The organism is Leucobacter sp. NPDC077196, from assembly GCF_040687075.1.
Classification (GTDB): Bacteria; Actinomycetota; Actinomycetes; order Actinomycetales; family Microbacteriaceae; genus Leucobacter.
In genome coordinates this window covers 159,511-177,137 of the sequence record NZ_JBFBML010000003.1, presented here as the reverse complement: position 1 = coordinate 177,137, position 17,627 = coordinate 159,511, and the positions used below count along the sequence as shown (strand labels likewise).

Sequence of the window (17,627 nt, the reverse complement as noted above, 5' to 3'; positions counted from 1 at the left end):
TGCCGAGCTCCTAGGTCAGGGCGAAATCGGAGCTCAGCGCGGCGCGCAGCCGCCGGAGAATGCTCGACAAGAGCCGCGATACCTGCATCTGGCTGACACCGCATTCGAGCGCGATCTCCGACTGCGTGAGCTGATCCTCGAATCTCAGCCGCACGATCCGACGCTCGTCCTCGGTGAGCATGCGCGTCGCTCGTTCGAGCGTGAGCGCCAACTCGGTTCGCGCATACTCGTTCTCTCGATACGGGAGCGAATCCGCGAGTGTGAGCTCCTCGGAGCCGCCGGGAAGCGGGGTGTGTATCGAGATCGCCTGCCGAGCGGAGTGGCACTGCACGGCCTCGGCGACGAGCGCGTGCGGTCTATGCAGTACGTCGGCGAGCTCCGCGATGCGCGGCGCGCGACCGAGTTCCTGCTCCAAGAGCTCGCGGACCGCGGGCACTTCAATCGCGAGTTCTTGCAGGCGACGGGGAGGGCGCACGAACCACGACGTGTCGCGCAAGTATTGCTTGATCTCACCGGAGATCGTGGGAACTGCGAAGGACACGAGGTCGTCGCCGACCGCGGGATCGAACCGCTCGACTGCCTTCGCCAGGCCGATATACGCGACTTGCACCACATCCGCCGCGTCTTGCTGGCGCACCCGGTATCGTCGCGCCACAGAACGAGCGAGATCGAGGTACTCGACGACCACGCGCTGGTGCAGTTCGCGACGCCGTGCCGGCTCTGCGCGCTGCGCTGCAGAGAGCAGCGCGATGGCGTGGGCATTGCGAGCCGCATCCAGCGCAGCGCGATCAGTGGGCGTGCCCGGCGCACCCGGCACTGCCGACGCTGCGAACGCGGGATTCGGTGCGAGCATGGGCCTCCTCCAATGAGCGACGGCGGCGGCGAGACGCCGACGCACGAGAGCGGACGCCGGCGTCGTGCCGGCCGGAACGAATACAGGTCCAGCATCGTTACCGCCGGGAGCGGCGGGCAGCACCTTGCATCCGAGGGGGACTTCCCTTAGCATCACGCTCGCGATAGCCGATAGCCGATAGCCGATGGTCGGTGTGCAGGGCAGAAGCGCTGGTGTCGCGGCCCGCAGCTGTCAAGGGTCTGCCCCGAGCCGTGCGGGCTTCGTACCGTGAAGGCATGACTGCACTGTGGCACCTCACCGGCTCACCCATCCCCGTCTCGCCCGCCGAACCGTCGCCTCACGGCCGCCGCTTCGACACGGTCGTCGTGGGTGCCGGCCTGACCGGTCTTGTGACCGCCGTGCTGCTCACGAGAGCCGGCCAGCGCGTTGCGGTGCTCGAAGCGCGAACCGTGGGTGCGGTGACGACCGGTCACACGACGGGCAAGCTCAGCCTGCTGCAAGGCAGCGTTTTCTCGCAGGTGCGACGGCACGTCGGCGATGAGGCGCTCGTCGCGTACGCCGAAGCGAACCGCGAGGGGCAGGCGTGGATGGTGCGAGAGCTCGAGCGGCTCGGTCTGCCGATCGACCGGCGCAGCGCCGTCACCTACGTCAACGACGACTCGAGCCTCGACTCTCTCGAGCGCGAACTCGAGGCGTGCCGCGTCGCAGGCGTCGATGCGCGCTGGGCGGACGACACGGGGCTTCCGTTCGCGACAGCGGGCGCGATCACGCTCGACCGTCAGGTACAGCTCCAGCCCATCGATGTGCTCGCGGCGCTCGCCGCCGAGGTGCTCGAGCGCGGCGGCGAGATCCACGAGCGCACCCGCGTGCAGGGCGTCGACGAGATCGACCACGCGCTGGAGGTGCAGACCGTCGGCGGCGTCGTCGCGGCGGAGCGGTGCGTGCTCGCGACGGGTGTGCCGATCCTCGACCGCGGTCTGTTCTTCGCCCGGCTTCAGCCTTCGCGCTCGTTCGTCACCGCCTACGATGTGCCCGAAGACCGCATTCCGCGCGGCATGCACATCTCGATCGACGCGCCCGACCGCTCGCTGCGCACGGCGCGCGGCACGGAGGGGGAGACGCTCGTGGTGGTCGGCGGAGGCGCGCACACGACGGGGCGCGGCGGCGACACTGTGCGCACGCTGGCCGAACTCGACGCCTGGGCGCAGCAACAACTCGGTGCCGGCCCGCGGGTGACCTGGTGGGCGGCGCAGGATTACCAGCGGCATGCGTCGCTTCCGTACGCGGGCCCGCTCGCCGGGGGCCACGGCCGCATCTTCACGGCCACCGGTTACGACAAATGGGGAATGACCAACGCGGTCGCGGCGAGTCTCGCGATCGTGTCGCAGATGCTCGGGGGCCGCCTTGATTGGGCTGACACGATGCGGCACGCGGGCCCGGGCATCGCGGGCGTCGCCGACGCGGTGCGCGTGAATGCCGAAGTGGCCGCGCACGTGGCGACCGACTGGACGAAAGCAGTGCTGAGCGGGTCGGGCGCCGAAGATCTCGCCGAGGGAGAAGGTCGGGTCGTGCGCGAGGGCGCCCGGCCTGTTGCGGTTTCCCGGGTCGATGGCTCGATCTGCCGGGTCTCGGCGGTCTGCACGCATCTCGGCGGCATTCTCAACTGGAATCCGGCCGAGCGCAGTTGGGACTGCCCGCTGCACGCCTCGCGCTTCTCGGCGAAGGGCGAGGCGCTCGAGGGGCCGGCCGTCCGAGACCTCGCGTCGGCTGCCGAGCACTCCGAGCGCGCTGAGAACTCGAAAGGCTAGCGACCGCTCCGGCGCGTGTCGAGGCCCTGGTCGGCCGCGCAGCTGAGGCATACCGTCGCAGGTGACGGACGACACGATGGAGAGGATGATCGATGCCGAAATCGAAGACCCCGCAGCTGAAGGATCCGGAACTCTACGACACGCTCCGCGAAGACGGCGCGTCGGCGGAGAAGGCTGCCCGCATCTCGAACGCGGCCGCGAAAGAAGGCCGATCGAACGTCGGCAAGCGCGGCGGGCATGCCGAGGATTACGAAGAGCGAACGGTGCCGGAGCTCAAGAAGCGCGCGAAGGAGCTCGGGCTGTCGGGCTATTCGAGCATGCGGAAGCAGGAACTCATCGACCTGCTGCGCTCGCACTGATCGCCGCGGCGACGCCGACACCGCTGCACCACCCTGCACCACCGCTGCACCACCCTGCACCACCCGGACCACAGAGGAGGACCTATGACCCCGAACATGGACCCGCGTACGAAGTACCCGAAGGCTCCGCTCCCGCAGCAGGAGCAGCCGTCGCAGCCCGGGCTCACCGCGCCGATGCAGCCCGCGCCCGATCACGGCGAGGACACGTACACCGGCAACGGCCGACTCGCCGGCATGCGCGCACTGATCACCGGTGGCGACTCTGGTATCGGCCGCGCCGTCGCGATCGCCTTCGCACGGGAGGGCGCCGACGTCGCCATCGCGTATCTTCCCGAGGAGCATGAGGATGCGCAGGCGACGCTCGAGCAGATCGAGCTCGCGAACCGCCGTGGCGTGCTGCTGCCGGGTGACCTTCGGCACGAGGTCGACTGCGTCGAGGCCGTGAGCCGAACCGTCGCCGAACTCGGGGGGCTCGATATCCTCGTGCTGAACGCGGCGACGCAGCGCGAGCGGGAGCCGAACGCGGAGATCACGCGCGACGCGATCGAGAACGTCTTCTCGACGAACCTCGTGGCCCCGATCCTGCTCTTCCGCGAAGCCGCGCAGCACTTGCAGCCGGGCTCGAGCGTCATCGTCTCGGCGTCGGTGCAGGCGTACAACCCGTCACCCGACCTGCTCGACTACGCGATGACCAAGGCAGGCCTCGTCGCGTTCACCCAAGCGCTCGCCGAGCAGCAGGGCGAACGCGGGGTGCGCGTGAACGCCGTCGCGCCGGGGCCCATTTGGACGCCGCTGATTCCGGCGACCGGATGGGACGAGAAGCAGGTGAAGTTCGGTCAGGATACGCCCCTGGGGCGCCCCGGCCAGCCGGCAGAACTCGCCGGTGCATACGTGTATCTCGCGTCCGAAGACGCATCGTACGTATCAGGAGCCGTGCTCCCCGTCACGGGAGGCAAGCACCTCTGAGGAAGTCGTGGTTTCGGGAGACCGGAACCGAGCTGAGCGTTCGCTACAGTGGGGGGCATGTCACCGAGGCGCGGGCGTCCGCACGCATCATCGCAAGAGATGCTTGCGGACGCCGCGTGCGAACTCTTCCTGGAACGCGGCTACGAGGCCACGTCGGTCACCGAGATCACGAGACGCGCCGGCGTGAGCCGCTCGAGCTTCTTCAACTACTTCGCCTCGAAGTCGGAGATGCTCTGGTTCGTGTTCGATGCGAGGATCACGGCCCTCGAGGTCGCTCTGCGTCTGACCAACGGGGAGCTGGGAGTCGCGCTGCGGGAGTTCGCGCGAGGAGAGGCCCCCCACACTCTCGCCCTCGCGATCACCGAGGCTCGAACAATGGGCGTGGAGGAGGAGCTCGCCGCCGGTCGTGCCGCGCGCCAGTTGCGGATCGCAGCGGCGATCGAGGCCCGGTTGCGGCGCGACGGGTGCGCGGCGCTGGGCGCCGAGATTCGGGCTGCTGGTTACGCCGCCGCCCTGGTGGGAACAGTGTGGCGGTGGGCAGCGCTCGGTGCGGGGCGCCACCGAGTTGACGAATTGCTCGACGAGGCGCTCACTGTCGCGGAAGGCGTGCTCGCGCCGAACTGTTAGCGGGTAACGGTGCCGTCGACTTCGGTGAAGACACGGTCCTGGAAGGCGCGCTGCGGCACCACGAAGCGGAGTGCGATGGCAGCGGCGAGAGCCGACCCGCCGCACACGCACCAGACGATCACGTAGCCGGTGAACGATCCTGCCGTGCCGCCCGCGTCGGCTCCGGTAGCGCCGGCGACGCCGTGCATGAGCGCGATGCCGAAGATCGCCGATGCGATCGCTCCGCCCACGGTTTTCGTGGAGTTCGTGAGGCCGGTCGCCACACCCGTCAGGTGATCGGGCGCCCCCGAGGCCGCTGCGGCAGGCAGAGCGGCGACGAGCGCACCGGAGCCGAGTCCGGCGATCATCATGTTGATGATCATGTGCGCATACGTCGTGTGGAACGGCAAAAACAAGAAGTAGCCGATCGCGACGAGCAGAGCGGCCGCAGCAAGCGCGTTACGGGGCGTCGAGAGCCGCGCGATCAAGGGGTACACGAGCGCGCCGATGACCATCGCGATCAGGTACATGCCGATCACGAGCGAGGTCAGGAAGCCGCCGATGCCGAGGCCGTATCCCGCCGTCGTCGGGTCGGTGCGGATGAACGTCGACAGCGGCGCCTGCGCGCCGAGCACGCTCATTCCGAAGAGCGCCGCGGTGACGAAAACCGGGGCGAGGGCCGGCGAGCGGAACAGGCGCACGTCGATGAGCGGATCGGGATGCCGCAGCTCCCAACGTGCGAACGGCACGATGAGCAGCAGCCCGAGCGCGACAACGCCCCAGGCGATGGGACTCCCCACTCCCTGCATGCGCAGCAGGCTGAGTCCGCCGGTGAACGCCAGCAACGCGAACGTGATGAGCATGAGTCCGGTGAAGTCGAGCTTGCCGCCGAGCTTCACCGGCGATTCTGCGACGCCGAACGCGATGACGAAGAAGCACAGCACGACGAGCACGCCCGGCACCACCAGCACGCCGAATATCGGGAAGGTGTCGATCAGCTGGCCGCCGATCAGCGCGCCGGAGATCGCTCCGGCCTCGAGCGCCGCGACCAGAATTCCGGCCGCGCGCGCCGTCAGCAGCGAGCGCCCGTCTCGGCCAGTGGTGCGCGACCAGATGAGCGCGATTTCGAGCGGCAGCCAGACGACGTACACCCCCTGCAGCGTCCACGCCGCGAGAAAGAGCGGAAAGGTGCCGGCGAACGGCAGGGCGAGCGTCGCGACCGCGGTGATACCGGTCGACCAGAGCAGGATCCGCTTGTGCCCGACCATATCGCCGAGTTTGGCGAGTACCGGCACGACGAGTGCCGACAGCATGAGCTGGGAGCCCTCCAGCCAGTTCACGTCGGCATCGGGCACGTCCAAGTGCCTCGCGATATCGGAGAGCATCGGCGTGTAGTACCCCTGGAGAAACCCGCTCGTGAACTCGACGAAGGCGAGAAATCCGACCACGCCGGCGAGCGCGCCGAGCCGCACGCGTGTCATGCGCGGTGCCGCGAGGGCAGACGCTCGAGCAGCGCACGATGGAACCGGGTGCCGCGTTCGAGCTCGTCGACGGCCACCCGCTCGTCGACACCGTGGATGGTCGCGCGCAGCTCAGCGGACATGGCGAGCGGCGCGAAACGATACACCGCCGGGGCGAAGCGGTGGAAATGACGGGCATCCGTCGCCGCCATCATCACGTACGGCACGGTTCGAGCGCCGGGATGCGAGATGCGCACGGCGTCGGCGATCATCGCGAACTGCTCGTTCTCGGTGGACGATTCGGGCGACGGATCCTCGCCATCGATGACGTCGACCTGCACCGAGCGGTCGGCGATGCGGCGTCGCACGCGCGCCACGGTCGATGCGACCGATTCTCCGAGTGCGATGCGCAGATTGACGGTGGCGCTCGCCCGCGACGGGAGCACATTCGCCGCGATGCCTCCTTCGAGCATGGTAGCTGCGACGGTGGTGCGCACCATCGCTGCGGGCTCGCCGCCCATCCGGGCGAACAGTCTGGCGGTGAGCCCGGGTCGCGACGCCAGGATCCGGTAGAGCAGGCGAGCCGGCCCGCGGGTTCGCGGTACGAAGCGCTCGAGCATGCGGCTGACGCCGGCCGGGGTGCTGGCGGTGAACGTGTCGGGGGTCAGGCGCGCGACGGCTCGCGCCACGCGCGTGATCGCCGTGAGTGACGGCGGGGCGGAGGCGTGGCCGCCGTCGCCCCGCGCGCTGAGCTGCAGGGTCATCGGCCCTTTCTCAGCGACGCCGACCATCGCCGCCTCGCCTCGTACGAACGGCAACGGGGCGTCGACGACCGCGCCGCCCTCGTCGAGCACGAGCCACGGAGTGATGCCCCGCGCCGAAAAGGTCTCGGCGATAGTGCGCGCTGCATCACCGAAGGTCTCCTCGTTTCCGCCGAACGAGAGGTAGACATCGCGCGCAGGCACGAAGCCCTCGGTCAGCAGCGATTCGACGGCCTCGAGAATCACGAGCAGCGGACCCTTGTCATCGAGGGCGCCGCGGCCGTACACGAACCCGTCTGCGACCCGCCCGTCGAAGGGCGGATGCGTCCACGCATCGGTGGCATCGACGGGCACCACGTCGTAGTGGGCCATGAGCACAACCGGATCGAGCGTGTCATCGGCGCCTCGCCAGTGGAACAGCAGCCCGAGCTCCGTGATGCGTTCGCGGTCGAGTCGACGGTGCACGTTCGGATACAGCTCTTCGAGCAGCTCCACGAATTCCTCGAAAGGGGCGAGGCCGCGCTCCGCGATCTCAGCTGAGACCGTGGCGACCTGGATCATGCGCGACAGGCGCTCCGCGGCGCCGTGCAGACTCGTCATGCGTGCATCTCACAATCTCGCCGCGAGGCGGGTCCCCTGATCAATTGCCCGCTTCGCATCGAGCTCCGCTGCGACATCTGCGCCGCCGATCAGATGAGCGCCGATGCCGAGCTCTGCGAGTTCGTCGTGCAGTGCGCGCGACGGATCCTGCCCGGTGCAGAGCACAATAGTGTCGACTTCGAGCGTCACGTGTGCTCCGTCGAGCCCGACGTGCAGCCCGCCGTCGTCGATGCCGCGATACTCGGCCCCCGGCACCATGCGCACCCCCCGGCGCGCCAGTTCAGTGCGATGTATCCAGCCGGTCGTCTTGCCGAGCTTGCCGCCGACCTTGCCGGCGCTGCGCTGCAGCATGACGACGGAGCGCTTCGCGGGTTCCGCGACGGCGACGGTGACGCCGCCGGGGCGGCGGTACTCGGCGTCGACGCCCCAGTGAGAGAGGAACGCGGCGACGTCTGCGGGATCCTCTTCGTCCTCCGCCGTGAGAAACTCGGCCACGTCGAAACCGATGCCGCCGGCACCGAGGATCGCGACGCGTTGACCTACTGGGACGCGCTCACGCAGCACATCGAGATACCCGACCACACTCGGGTGGTCGAGCCCGTCGATCACGGGGCGTCTCGGCAGCACGCCCGTCGCGAGAACGATCTCGTCGAACCCCTCCGCGGCGAGCATCGCCGCATCGACCCGCTCGCCGAGTCGCAGCGCGACTCCGGTTTCCGCGAGACGCACCCCGAAGTAGCGCAGCGTCTCGCGGAACTCGCTCTTGCCGGGCACCTGGAGCGCGACATTGAGCTGACCGCCGATGCGATCATCGGCCTCATAGAGCGTCACATCGTGGCCCCGGGAGGCTGCGGTCGTCGCGCACGCCAGACCGGCTGGCCCCGACCCGACCACCGCGATGCGTCGGCGGGCGGTCGTCGGCGCGATGACGAAGTCTGTTTCGTGGCCGGCGCGGGGGTTCACCAGGCAGGAGGCGACTTTGCCCGCGAAGGTGTGGTCGAGGCACGCCTGGTTGCACCCGATGCAGGTGTTGATGCGTTGCGGGGTGCCTGCGGCGGCTTTCGCGACGAACGCGGGATCGGCGAGAAATGGCCGCGCGAGCGACACCATGTCGGCGCATCCATCGGCCAGTACGGCCTCGGCGCTCTCGGGAGTGTTGATCCGGTTCGTCGCGATGAGCGGGATCGAGACGGCCCCCATGAGACGGTGCGTCACCCACGAGAAGGCCGCTCGCGGCACCGAACTCGCGATCGTGGGAATGCGCGCCTCGTGCCAGCCGATTCCGGTGTTGATGAGTGACGCACCGGCCGCTTCGACGCGGAGCGCGAGGTCGATGACCTCGTCGAGCGTTGAGCCGTCGGGTACGAGGTCGAGCATTGAAAGGCGGTAGACGAGGATGCCGCTCTCGCCGAGTGCCTGCCGAACCCGGCGCACGATCTCGACGGGGAAGCGCGTGCGGCGTTCCGCGTCACCGCCCCAGTGATCGGTGCGATGGTTCGTGTGTGGCGCCGCAAATTCGTTGATGAGGTACCCCTCCGAACCCATGATCTCGACACCGTCGTACCCCGCCTCCCGAGCCAGGGAGGCGGTGCGTGCGAAATCTGAGATGGTGCGTTCGATGTCGGCTTCGTCGAGCTCGCGGGGCGTGATCGGGGAGATGGGGGCTTGAATCGGGCTGGGGGCGACGATGTCGGGGTGCGCGCCGTATCGGCCGGCGTGCAGAATCTGCAGCAGGATGCGGCCGCCGCCCTCGTGCACCGCGTCGGTGATGATGCGGTGACCCGCCAGGTCGTCGGCTGTCGAGAGCGTCGCTGCTCCTGCGGTGAGGCGGCCCTCGTCGTTGGGGGAGACGCCGCCGGTGACGATGAGTGCTGCACCGCCGGCGACACGCTCGCGATAGAAGGCCGCGAGTCGCTCGAAGCCTCCGGGGAGCTCTTCGAGGCCGATGTGCATCGATCCCATCATGATGCGGTTCGGAAGCGTGATCGGCCCCAGCTCGAGGGGTGTGAACAGGTTCGGGTACGTCAGCGTCGACATGCAGCTCCCGTGTCGGGGTTCAGGGTGATCCGAATGTAGCGACGCTCTCGCGGCAAGTCGAGGCCGGTGTGCAGAACATACAAAAAACGAGGTGCAGGGCGTAGCCCTGCACCTCGTTCAGTCGCGCGACTTAGAGTGCGCGGATGTTGCTTGCCTGCAGGCCCTTGGGGCCCTGCTCGACGTCGAACTCGACGCGCTGCTCTTCGAACAGGTCGCGACGGCCGTTACCCGAGATTGCGCTGAAGTGCGCGAAGACGTCGGATGCTCCGTCGTCGGGGGTAATGAAGCCGAAGCCCTTTTCCGAGTTGAACCATTTCACGGTGCCGGTGGCCATACTGTATTTCCTTCTTGTGTTGCTGGCCGCAAGAGCGGCCGGGGTGCCACGGCGACGGCGCCGACGTGGAGACTGGTAGCGTGCTGCATTTCAGCGGCAAATAAAACGTGCTGGAGAATCCCTACGTTCGGCATTACTGGTCTTACCCGTTGAGCTTATCCCACAGTGCGACAAGGCGCGAGGCCCGGTCACGTAATCGTTACTTTCGGCGAAGGATGTTTACCTCTGCCTTGACACCCGCATCGCGGCGCGTATCCTACTTAAGGTCAGATTGACTTTAAGGTGGTCTGGCCCAGGGTATAGGGGAGAAGGGCGTCGACGTGGAGTTTGCAGCTGCCAGTGCGAGCGAACGGCCGTACCTGCCGCCCGCCGTAGCGGTGTCGACGGTCGCTTTCGCGCTTCGGCCGCCCTCGGGCGCGTTCACGCTGATCGGCGAGTCGCCGATCGATCAGATGGCAGATGCGCCCGTCACACTCTGGATCCCGCTGGTGCGCCGCACGCGTGAGCCGTTTCGCGGTCGATGGGCTCTGCCGGGTGGCCCGACGCGCTGGAACGAGACCCTCAACGACACCGCCTTGAGATCCATTCGCGCCGCGGCGCTGCGCACCCCGGGCTACCTCGAACAGTTGTACGCCTTCGGCAGCATCGAGCGATCGGCGGATGCGCAGCGCCTCGTCACCATCGCGTACTGGGCGATGCTCGGCGATGACGACCTGGCCGCCGAGCCGCTTGCAGACGTGCGCACTGATGACCACCACGGCGATCCGCCTGCGCCCCCGCTCACTGGGCCCGGGGCAGTGCGCAGATGGGATGATCCCGACGTCGCCGTGGCGAGAGCCATCGCGAGCGACGACACGGTTGGGCCGCCGGTTCCCGATTCGAACGATGCCAACGTCGCCAACGTCGCGTGGTGCTCGGCGGATCGACTCCCGGAACTCGCCTTCGATCACGCGGCGATTACTGACTACGCCCTCGCCCGCCTGCGCAGCAAGACGGAGTACGCGGCAGTCGCGCACCGGTTTCTCGGCTCCGTTTTCACGATCGGACAGTTGCGCGCGGTGCACGAGGCGGTGCTGGGGTATGCGGTCGATCCGGCGAACTTCAGACGACAGATCCTCGCCCAGGGCACGCTCATCGACACGGGCGAGCGCGAAACGGGTACACCGCATCGCCCCGCCAGACTCTATCGATTCTCGAACGAGGCAGCACCGGAGTTTCCCGATGCTCGCCCGCAACCCCGGAGGTCAGCATGACCAGCGTGCACGAACTCATCAGCACTGCCGCACTGCGCGAACGCGAAGCGCGAACGGCAGCGGCGTCGCAGAGCCGGCCCGCTCCTGCTCGCTCCCATCGCCGGCCCATCGCGCTTCGCGCGACGGGAGTCTCGAGCTGCGACTCGGGGCTCTCTCAGGATCCCTGGCAGATCGACTGCGAGCCCGGGTACGGCCCGGGGGCCTCGACCGTCGACCGCGCCCCCGACGACGCCCCGCGTCAGGGCCCGCTTCCCGAGCGGTACACGTCGGCGAGCGACGAGCAGCTGGCGGCGTGGATCGTCGCAGCCCGTGAGGCGCTCGGATCGCGCGTGCAGATCCTCGGGCACTTCTATCAGCGCGACGAGATCGTGCAATACGCCGATTTCGTAGGCGACTCGTTCATGCTCGCCCAGGCCGCGAAGGCGAGCCCCGAAGCGGAAGCGTTCGTCTTCTGCGGGGTGCACTTCATGGCCGAGACCGCAGACATCCTGTCGGGTCGCGAGCAGGCGGTGATCCTGCCCAACCTCGCAGCGGGCTGCTCGATGGCAGACATGGCGACGATCGATCAGGTCGAAGACTGTTGGCGGGAGCTCATCGCCACGCTCGGCGAGACGGCGGGCGATGGGCGTCAGACGGTCATCCCCGTGACGTACATGAACTCCTCCGCGGCCATCAAGGCGTTTTGCGGTCGCAACGGCGGCATTGTCTGCACGTCGTCGAACGCGCGCTCCGTGCTCGAGTGGGCATTCGAACGGGGTCAGCGGGTCGTGTTCTTCCCGGATCAGCATCTCGGCCGCAACACGGCGAAGGCCATGGGCATCGACGAGCCTGCCATGCCCCTCTGGCGGCCCCACCTGCCGTTGGGCGGCAACACCGAGCAGCAGCTCCGCGAGGCTCGCGTGATCCTCTGGAACGGGTTCTGCTCCGTGCACAAGCGCTTCACCGTTGCTCAGATCGAACGGGCTCGCGCTGAGTACCCGGGCGTGCGGGTCATCGTGCACCCCGAATGCCCGGCCGCAGTGGTCGAGGCCGCCGACGGCGCGGGGTCGACGGAGTACATTCGCCGCGAGATCGAGGGAGCGGCACCCGGAAGCGTCATCGCGGTGGGAACCGAGATCAATCTCGTCAACCGGCTGCAGCAGCAGCACCCCGATCTGACGATCTTCTGCCTCGATCCGGTCGTATGCCCCTGCTCGACCATGTACCGCATTCATCCCGCCTACCTGGCATGGACCCTCGAGTCGTTGCTCGCCGGCGAGACTCCGAACCGGATCAGCGTGCCCGCGGGCGTGGCCGACGACTCGCGCGTTGCGCTCGAACGCATGCTCGCCTCGAAACCGTGATTCTCGTCATCGGGTCGGGCGTCGCCGGCCTCTCCGCAGCACTCTCGGCCGTGCAAGCGGGAGCCGACGTGGTGCTCGTGACGGCCGGTGATCTCGGCGGCGGTGCCGGGGCGCTCGACACCGATCCCCGGGCGCTGGGGAACACGGCCCTGGCTCAGGGCGGCATCGCGGCGGCGATCGGAGCGACGGATCGCGCATCGGATCATCTGGCCGACACCCTGCTAGCCGGCGCCGGTCTGAGCGACCGCGTCGCGGCAGAGATACTCGTCGGCGACGGGGCGCGCCTGGTGCGGGATCTGCTCGCTGCCGGATTCGCGGCCGATCGCGACGCCTCCGGGGGCGTGGCTCTCGGGCTCGAGGCGGCCCACAGCCGAGACCGTATCGTGCACGCGGGAGGCGACCGCACCGGTGCCGTGCTCCACGCCCACCTGGTGGATCGTGTGCGGGCGGCTGCCTCGGGTGACCCTGCCCGTGCTCATGGCGGAACACTCGAGGTGCGTGAGCGACTGGTCGTCGAGCGTCTGCTCACGGATTCCGGAGCTGCGGCGGGTGCGCTGATGCGGGATGAGCGGGGCCGGTGCTTCGACTTGCGCGCCGATGCCGTCGTGCTTGCGACCGGCGGGTACGCGTCGCTCTACCCGATGAGCTCGAATCACCCCGATGCGCGCGGAGCGGGAATCGTGCTCGCGGCTCGCGCCGGAGCGGTCGTCGCCGACCTGGAGTTCGTCCAGTTCCATCCCACCGTGCTGGTCGAAGCCGGGGGAGTCAGCGCTGCCGAACTTCTTCGACCGACGGGGCAGGGGCTGCTGATCTCCGAGGCCGTGCGGGGAGCGGGCGCTGTGCTGCGCGACGTCGGCGGCGAACGGTTCATGGTCGGTCGGCACCCCGGCGCAGAGCTGGCTCCGCGCGACATCGTGTCGCTCGAGGCGCACCGCGCGATGCAGCGGGGGGATGCTGCTGCAGTGTGGCTCGACGCGACGCCGATCGAGCGCGTCGAAGGGAGGGGGGCCCTGCGGCGCAGGTTTCCCGCGATTTCGCGGTCGCTCGCAGCGCGGGGACTGGATTGGACGCGCGATCCCGTGCCGGTTGCACCGGCCGCGCACTACACAATGGGCGGTGTCGCCACCGATACGTCGGGACGGAGCAGCGTGCCCGCATTGTTCGTCGCGGGCGAGGCCGCCTCGACGGGGGTGCACGGGGCGAACCGACTCGCTTCGAACTCGTTGCTCGAAGGGCTGGTGTTCGGGGCGCGCGCTGGTGCCGCTGCGGCGGGCCACCGGGCACGCAGCAACGAGTGGATCGGAGCCCGCACGGCAATGGCGCGACTGGTTCGCGAGTCGGTTCGTTGCGATTTCGAAGTCGGCGTCGGCCCCGGCGGCGACAACAGGGTCGGCCGAGACGCGAGGCCACCGGCCGGCGATCGGGAAGTCGCGATGAGCATCGGCGCGCACCTCGGCATCGAGCGAACCGCGGACGGCCTCGCGAACGCCGCATCGGTATTCGGCCGGAGTACGAGTCAGGCTGCGCATCTTGCGACAGTGATCTGCATCGCGGCGACGACCCGCACCGAATCGCGCGGCGCGCATGTGCGGTCCGACTTCCCTGCATCCGACCCGTCCTTCGCACGGCGACTCGGGTACCGAGTGTCATTCGCCGAGGGTGGGAGCTCACTGCAGCCGGTCGCCGGGCCAGTCGATGGGCCAGCCACTGTGGCATTCGTGCCGCGGGAGTACCCGCTCCCGATTTTCGACCGAGAGACCGAACAGAGGAGTGCCTCAGCATGTTGACCCGTCCGATCGTCGAGGCCGCGGTTCGGGCCGCGCTCGCCGAAGACGCCCCGTGGGGCGACCTCACGGTCGAACTCGCAATCCCGGCCGATCTCAATACTGCTACGCGTATCGTGGCCAGAGAGCCCGGTGTCTTCGCAGGCGGTGCGCTGGTGCGCGAGGCCTTCCGCCAGGTCGACGAGCGCGTGGAACTCAGTGATGTGGTGGGTGATGGCACGGCCTTTGCGGCGGGAGACGTGCTCGCCCGTGTCGTCGGTCCGGCTCGCGGCGTGTTGACCGGTGAACGCGTCGCGCTGAACTTCGCCCAACGGCTCAGCGGTGTGGCGACCCTGACATCGCGGTTCGTCTCCGCGGTTGCGCACACCTCGGCGCGCATTGCCGATACCCGCAAGACGACGCCGGGGCTGCGCGCGCTCGAGAAGCACGCCGTGCGGGCCGGGGGTGGCACCAACCACCGGTTCGGGCTCTCCGACGCCATCATGATCAAGGACAATCACCTTGCCGCGCTCGGCGCGATGGACTCGGCTTCGACCACCAGCGCACTGCAGCAGCTGAGAGATCGCGCGGGTCACACGACGTCGATCATCGTTGAGATCGACAGACTTGATCAACTCGATGCGGTACTCGCAGCCGACGTCACCGGCGTGCTGCTCGACAACTTCAGCCTCGCCGATATGACCAGTGCAGTGCAGCGCATCGCGGGCGAAGTGGTCGTCGAGGCGAGCGGCGGCGTCGCGCTTGAGACCGTTGCAGCCATCGCGGAGACCGGCGTCGACGTGATCTCCGTCGGTCGGCTGACGCACGGCGTCTGCTCGTTGGACCTCGGCCTGGATGCGGAGTGAGCGCCGCGCATGAGTGAGCACGAACCGCACGTTCGCGAGCAGAACGAGCACGAACCGCACGTTCGCGAGCAGAACGATCGCGAGCAGAACAGCGGCTATCTCGACGCCGCGGCCACGGCCCCGCTGCGCCGCGAGGCACGGGACGCGATGATCGGTGCGCTCGACAGCGGCACGGCCAACGCTTCGAGTGTGCATCAGGCCGGGCATCGGGCCCGCTCCCTGGTCGACGCGTCGCGCGCGGAGATCGCCGCGGTGTTCGCTGCACGCCCGGCGGAGGTGATCTTCACCTCGGGAGGCACCGAGGCCAACAATCTCGCGATCATCGGCCTCGCACTCGCCAACCCTCGAGGGCGGCACCTCGTGACCACGCCGATCGAGCACCCGTCGATTCTCGAGAGCTGTCGGTATCTCGAGCGCGTCTTCGGGTTCGCGCTCGACTTCGCGGAGGTCGATGCTCGAGGGCAGGTGATTCCGGCCTCGATCCGTGCGCTTGTGCGCCCCGACACAGCACTCGTATCGGTGGGCCTCGCAAATGCCGAGGTGGGTACGGTGCAAGATCTGCCGAGTCTCGCCGAGATCGTGCGACCACGTGGGGCGATCATGCACACCGACGCAGTGCAGGCCGCGGCCAGTCTTCCGGTGCGATTCGCGACCGAGGCGAGCAGGGATGCGGCACTCGGCTGGCCGGGACCGGGTATCGATGCGATGACGATTGCCGGGCACAAATTCGGCGGGCCCCACGGTACGGGTGCGCTGCTGCTGCGGTCAGGTATCGCAGTGCAGCCTCTGCTCCACGGCGGCGGGCAGGAACGCGGGCGCCGATCGGGTACTGAGAACACCGCAGCGATTGCGGGGTTCGCAGCCGCAGTGCGCGCTGCGGATGCTGAGGTGGGCGTGCAGGGGGAGGCCTTGATCGACTCGCGTGATGCGCTCATTTCACGGGTGCTCGCCGAAGTGCCGGGAGCGCAACTCACCGGGCACCCCGTCGAGCGCTTGCCGGGGCACGCGTCCTTCGTGGTGGCAGGCGTGAGCGGCGAGTCGATGCTCGTCGCGCTCGACGCGGCCGGCTTCGCGGTGTCGTCGGGGTCGGCGTGCGCTGCGGGATCGGACGAACCGTCACCGGTGCTCCTCGAATTGGGCCTCACCGCCGCGCTCGCGCAGACCGGGATACGCTTCTCCCTCCCGCGCCCGCTGACCGCCGCAGCGATCGACCGGATCATCGCGGTGCTGCGCGCCGAGACCGCGTCTGCGGCGCAGCGTCGCGGCGCGGGGCCGACCCCGACGTGAGTCGGTGATAGAGCGGTTTCGAGGTGAGACGGTGCACCATGCGGGCGAGTTCATGCGACTCATCGATGGCCAGGGCTTCGTGCACGTGGCGTCGAGCCACCGTCTGGTTGCCATACAGCCACCAGACCCAGGCGCTGAGACAGAGCAGGCCCGGGCGAAGCGGTTCGGGGGTCGCCGCAATGGTCTCGATCAGACGATCGCATACGCCGCGGAGCCTTCCCTGCTCAGCGAACTCGGGACAGACACTGTTGAGAATCCGATACATGGACCACCCGAGCTGAGAACGGGGTGGACTGGCGGTCGATTGCCCGGCGGGGAACGCCTGGTCGGCGGGGAAATCGATGGGGACGCGGCTGAACTTGCCGACGGGCAGCTCGGCGGCGAGCTCGGCGGGAAACTCAGGTCTGGTGAGGAGGCCGAGCGCGATGACCAACCAGCGGTCGGAGTGAGCGGCGTTCCGAATGAGCAGCGCCGAGGCATCGGCAGTGATCGGTGCAGACCCGCGGAGCTCGCGGGCCATCGCTCCGGCCTCGGCGATCCATGCGAGATACTCGTCTGAGGTGTTCCCGAACTCGGAGCATTGCGGGGGGACGCGCTCCGAATCCGGGAAGTGGAGGGGAGCATGCTGCTCGAGCGAACGGGCGACAGCCGCCGCGCGAGCGAGGCTCGCATCAGGAATCTCGCCGAGTCTGGAGAGATCGACCGGCGGTTCGGCGTGTCGTAAGGCGCCGCGAGCTACCGGGCTTTCGGTGATCTCGCTCAGGGCTCGACCCGTGCGGGGCGCGCCTGGCTCGAACAGGCTCACCCATCCGTCTGCAGCGACGATGCAGAGTTCGCGTACCTCGATGCCGTCGCGCCGCATCCTGCGCTCAACGCGACGGGCAAGTCTGTGCCACGGGGGGCCGTCGTCGGCGGAGAACGACGCGCTGCTGGTGATGACGATGGCTACCGCGACAGCGCGACCCTGCTGCGACGCGAGGTCGAGAGCCAAGTTGCTCACGAAATCGAGAAGCGACAGCGTTTCTCCGGGATCCTCGCTTTCAGGCAGATCGATGCGCACCGCCGGCCCCGATCGTGCACCGACGAAGCTGATGACGAACATGCTGTCGGTGGCGGTGAAGCCGGTGAGGTGCGGTAAGGCGGCGAGGAAGTCTGCGGCGCCTCGGCAGCGGACGACGGGGCGAGAGTCGAGTTCGTGTTCGGTCATACCCCGATCCTGCGCCCGCGATGGGTGCGGCCGCGGCTTATGCACAGAACTTCGAGTCGTTCGCCTGGCAGACCTCGAGATGCGGTGGTGTGAGCGGATTTCCGCCACGTGCGCACGGCCTCAC

15 protein-coding genes are annotated in these 17,627 nt (G+C 68.5%); 9 read left to right on the top strand and 6 right to left on the bottom strand.

The genetic code is table 11. The annotated features are described in order from the left end of the window. Positions 1-10: 10 nt before the first annotated feature. The gene (locus AB0O71_RS05675; protein ID WP_363743067.1) at positions 11-853 is read right to left on the bottom strand and encodes a sigma-70 family RNA polymerase sigma factor; all 843 of its coding nucleotides are present in this window, start codon (positions 851-853) and stop codon (positions 11-13) included. Positions 854-1,128: 275 nt separating this feature from the next. Between AB0O71_RS05675 and AB0O71_RS05670 the strand changes: the two genes are divergently transcribed. From AB0O71_RS05670 to AB0O71_RS05655, 4 genes are all read left to right on the top strand, one after another. Beyond that, on the top strand, positions 1,129-2,661 hold the full coding sequence (locus AB0O71_RS05670) for an FAD-dependent oxidoreductase (RefSeq protein WP_363743066.1): 1,533 nt from the start codon (positions 1,129-1,131) through the stop codon (positions 2,659-2,661). A 92-nt stretch (positions 2,662-2,753) separates the two neighbouring features. After that, the gene (locus AB0O71_RS05665) at positions 2,754-3,020 is read left to right on the top strand and encodes a Rho termination factor N-terminal domain-containing protein (protein ID WP_363743064.1); all 267 of its coding nucleotides are present in this window, start codon (positions 2,754-2,756) and stop codon (positions 3,018-3,020) included. Between the two features lie 84 nt (positions 3,021-3,104). Then, on the top strand, positions 3,105-3,986 hold the full coding sequence (locus AB0O71_RS05660) for an SDR family oxidoreductase (RefSeq protein ID WP_363743062.1): 882 nt from the start codon (positions 3,105-3,107) through the stop codon (positions 3,984-3,986). A 57-nt stretch (positions 3,987-4,043) separates the two neighbouring features. Then, a complete protein-coding gene (locus AB0O71_RS05655; protein WP_363743060.1) occupies positions 4,044-4,613 on the top strand; it encodes a TetR/AcrR family transcriptional regulator in 570 nt (189 codons plus the stop codon). On the opposite strand, the gene AB0O71_RS05650 is transcribed toward AB0O71_RS05655, so the two are convergent. The 4 genes from AB0O71_RS05650 to AB0O71_RS05635 form a co-directional block, all read right to left on the bottom strand. Further along, the gene (locus AB0O71_RS05650) at positions 4,610-6,073 is read right to left on the bottom strand and encodes an MFS transporter (RefSeq protein ID WP_363743058.1); all 1,464 of its coding nucleotides are present in this window, start codon (positions 6,071-6,073) and stop codon (positions 4,610-4,612) included. The two genes, AB0O71_RS05655 and AB0O71_RS05650, sit on opposite strands and share 4 nt — an antisense overlap. Continuing rightward, positions 6,070-7,413 carry a M20/M25/M40 family metallo-hydrolase gene (locus AB0O71_RS05645; protein ID WP_363743055.1) on the bottom strand — a complete coding sequence of 448 codons (1,344 nt, stop codon included), beginning with the start codon at positions 7,411-7,413 and terminating at the stop codon, positions 6,070-6,072. The genes AB0O71_RS05650 and AB0O71_RS05645 overlap by 4 nt, the downstream gene beginning before the upstream one ends. Before the next feature lie 9 nt (positions 7,414-7,422). Continuing rightward, complete coding sequence (locus AB0O71_RS05640) at positions 7,423-9,450, bottom strand: NADPH-dependent 2,4-dienoyl-CoA reductase (protein WP_363743053.1); 2,028 nt, start codon at positions 9,448-9,450, stop codon at positions 7,423-7,425. 130 nt (positions 9,451-9,580) lie between these two features. After that, entirely contained in the window at positions 9,581-9,784 is a 204-nt protein-coding gene (locus AB0O71_RS05635; protein WP_090150682.1) for a cold-shock protein, read from the bottom strand. Between the two features lie 320 nt (positions 9,785-10,104). On the opposite strand from AB0O71_RS05635, the gene AB0O71_RS05630 reads away from it, so the two are divergent. The 5 genes from AB0O71_RS05630 to AB0O71_RS05610 are packed head-to-tail and all read left to right on the top strand — an operon-like array spanning position 10,105 to position 16,296. Then, positions 10,105-11,037 (top strand): hypothetical protein, encoded by a 933-nt coding sequence (locus AB0O71_RS05630; protein ID WP_363743050.1) that lies wholly within the window; start codon positions 10,105-10,107, stop codon positions 11,035-11,037. Further along, positions 11,034-12,380 carry a quinolinate synthase NadA gene (gene nadA, locus AB0O71_RS05625; RefSeq protein WP_363743048.1) on the top strand — a complete coding sequence of 449 codons (1,347 nt, stop codon included), beginning with the start codon at positions 11,034-11,036 and terminating at the stop codon, positions 12,378-12,380. Before AB0O71_RS05630 ends, nadA begins: the two co-directional genes overlap by 4 nt. Continuing rightward, the gene (locus AB0O71_RS05620) at positions 12,377-14,167 is read left to right on the top strand and encodes an FAD-binding protein (RefSeq protein ID WP_363743045.1); all 1,791 of its coding nucleotides are present in this window, start codon (positions 12,377-12,379) and stop codon (positions 14,165-14,167) included. The genes nadA and AB0O71_RS05620 overlap by 4 nt, the downstream gene beginning before the upstream one ends. Beyond that, on the top strand, positions 14,161-15,009 hold the full coding sequence (gene nadC, locus AB0O71_RS05615) for a carboxylating nicotinate-nucleotide diphosphorylase (protein WP_363743043.1): 849 nt from the start codon (positions 14,161-14,163) through the stop codon (positions 15,007-15,009). Before AB0O71_RS05620 ends, nadC begins: the two co-directional genes overlap by 7 nt. Positions 15,010-15,018: 9 nt before the next feature. Further along, a complete protein-coding gene (locus AB0O71_RS05610; RefSeq protein WP_363743041.1) occupies positions 15,019-16,296 on the top strand; it encodes a cysteine desulfurase family protein in 1,278 nt (425 codons plus the stop codon). Here AB0O71_RS05610 and AB0O71_RS05605 read toward each other — a convergent pair. Then, on the bottom strand, positions 16,226-17,503 hold the full coding sequence (locus AB0O71_RS05605) for a DUF4192 family protein (RefSeq protein WP_363743039.1): 1,278 nt from the start codon (positions 17,501-17,503) through the stop codon (positions 16,226-16,228). The genes AB0O71_RS05610 and AB0O71_RS05605 overlap by 71 nt on opposite strands. Between the last annotated feature and the right edge of the window lie 124 nt (positions 17,504-17,627).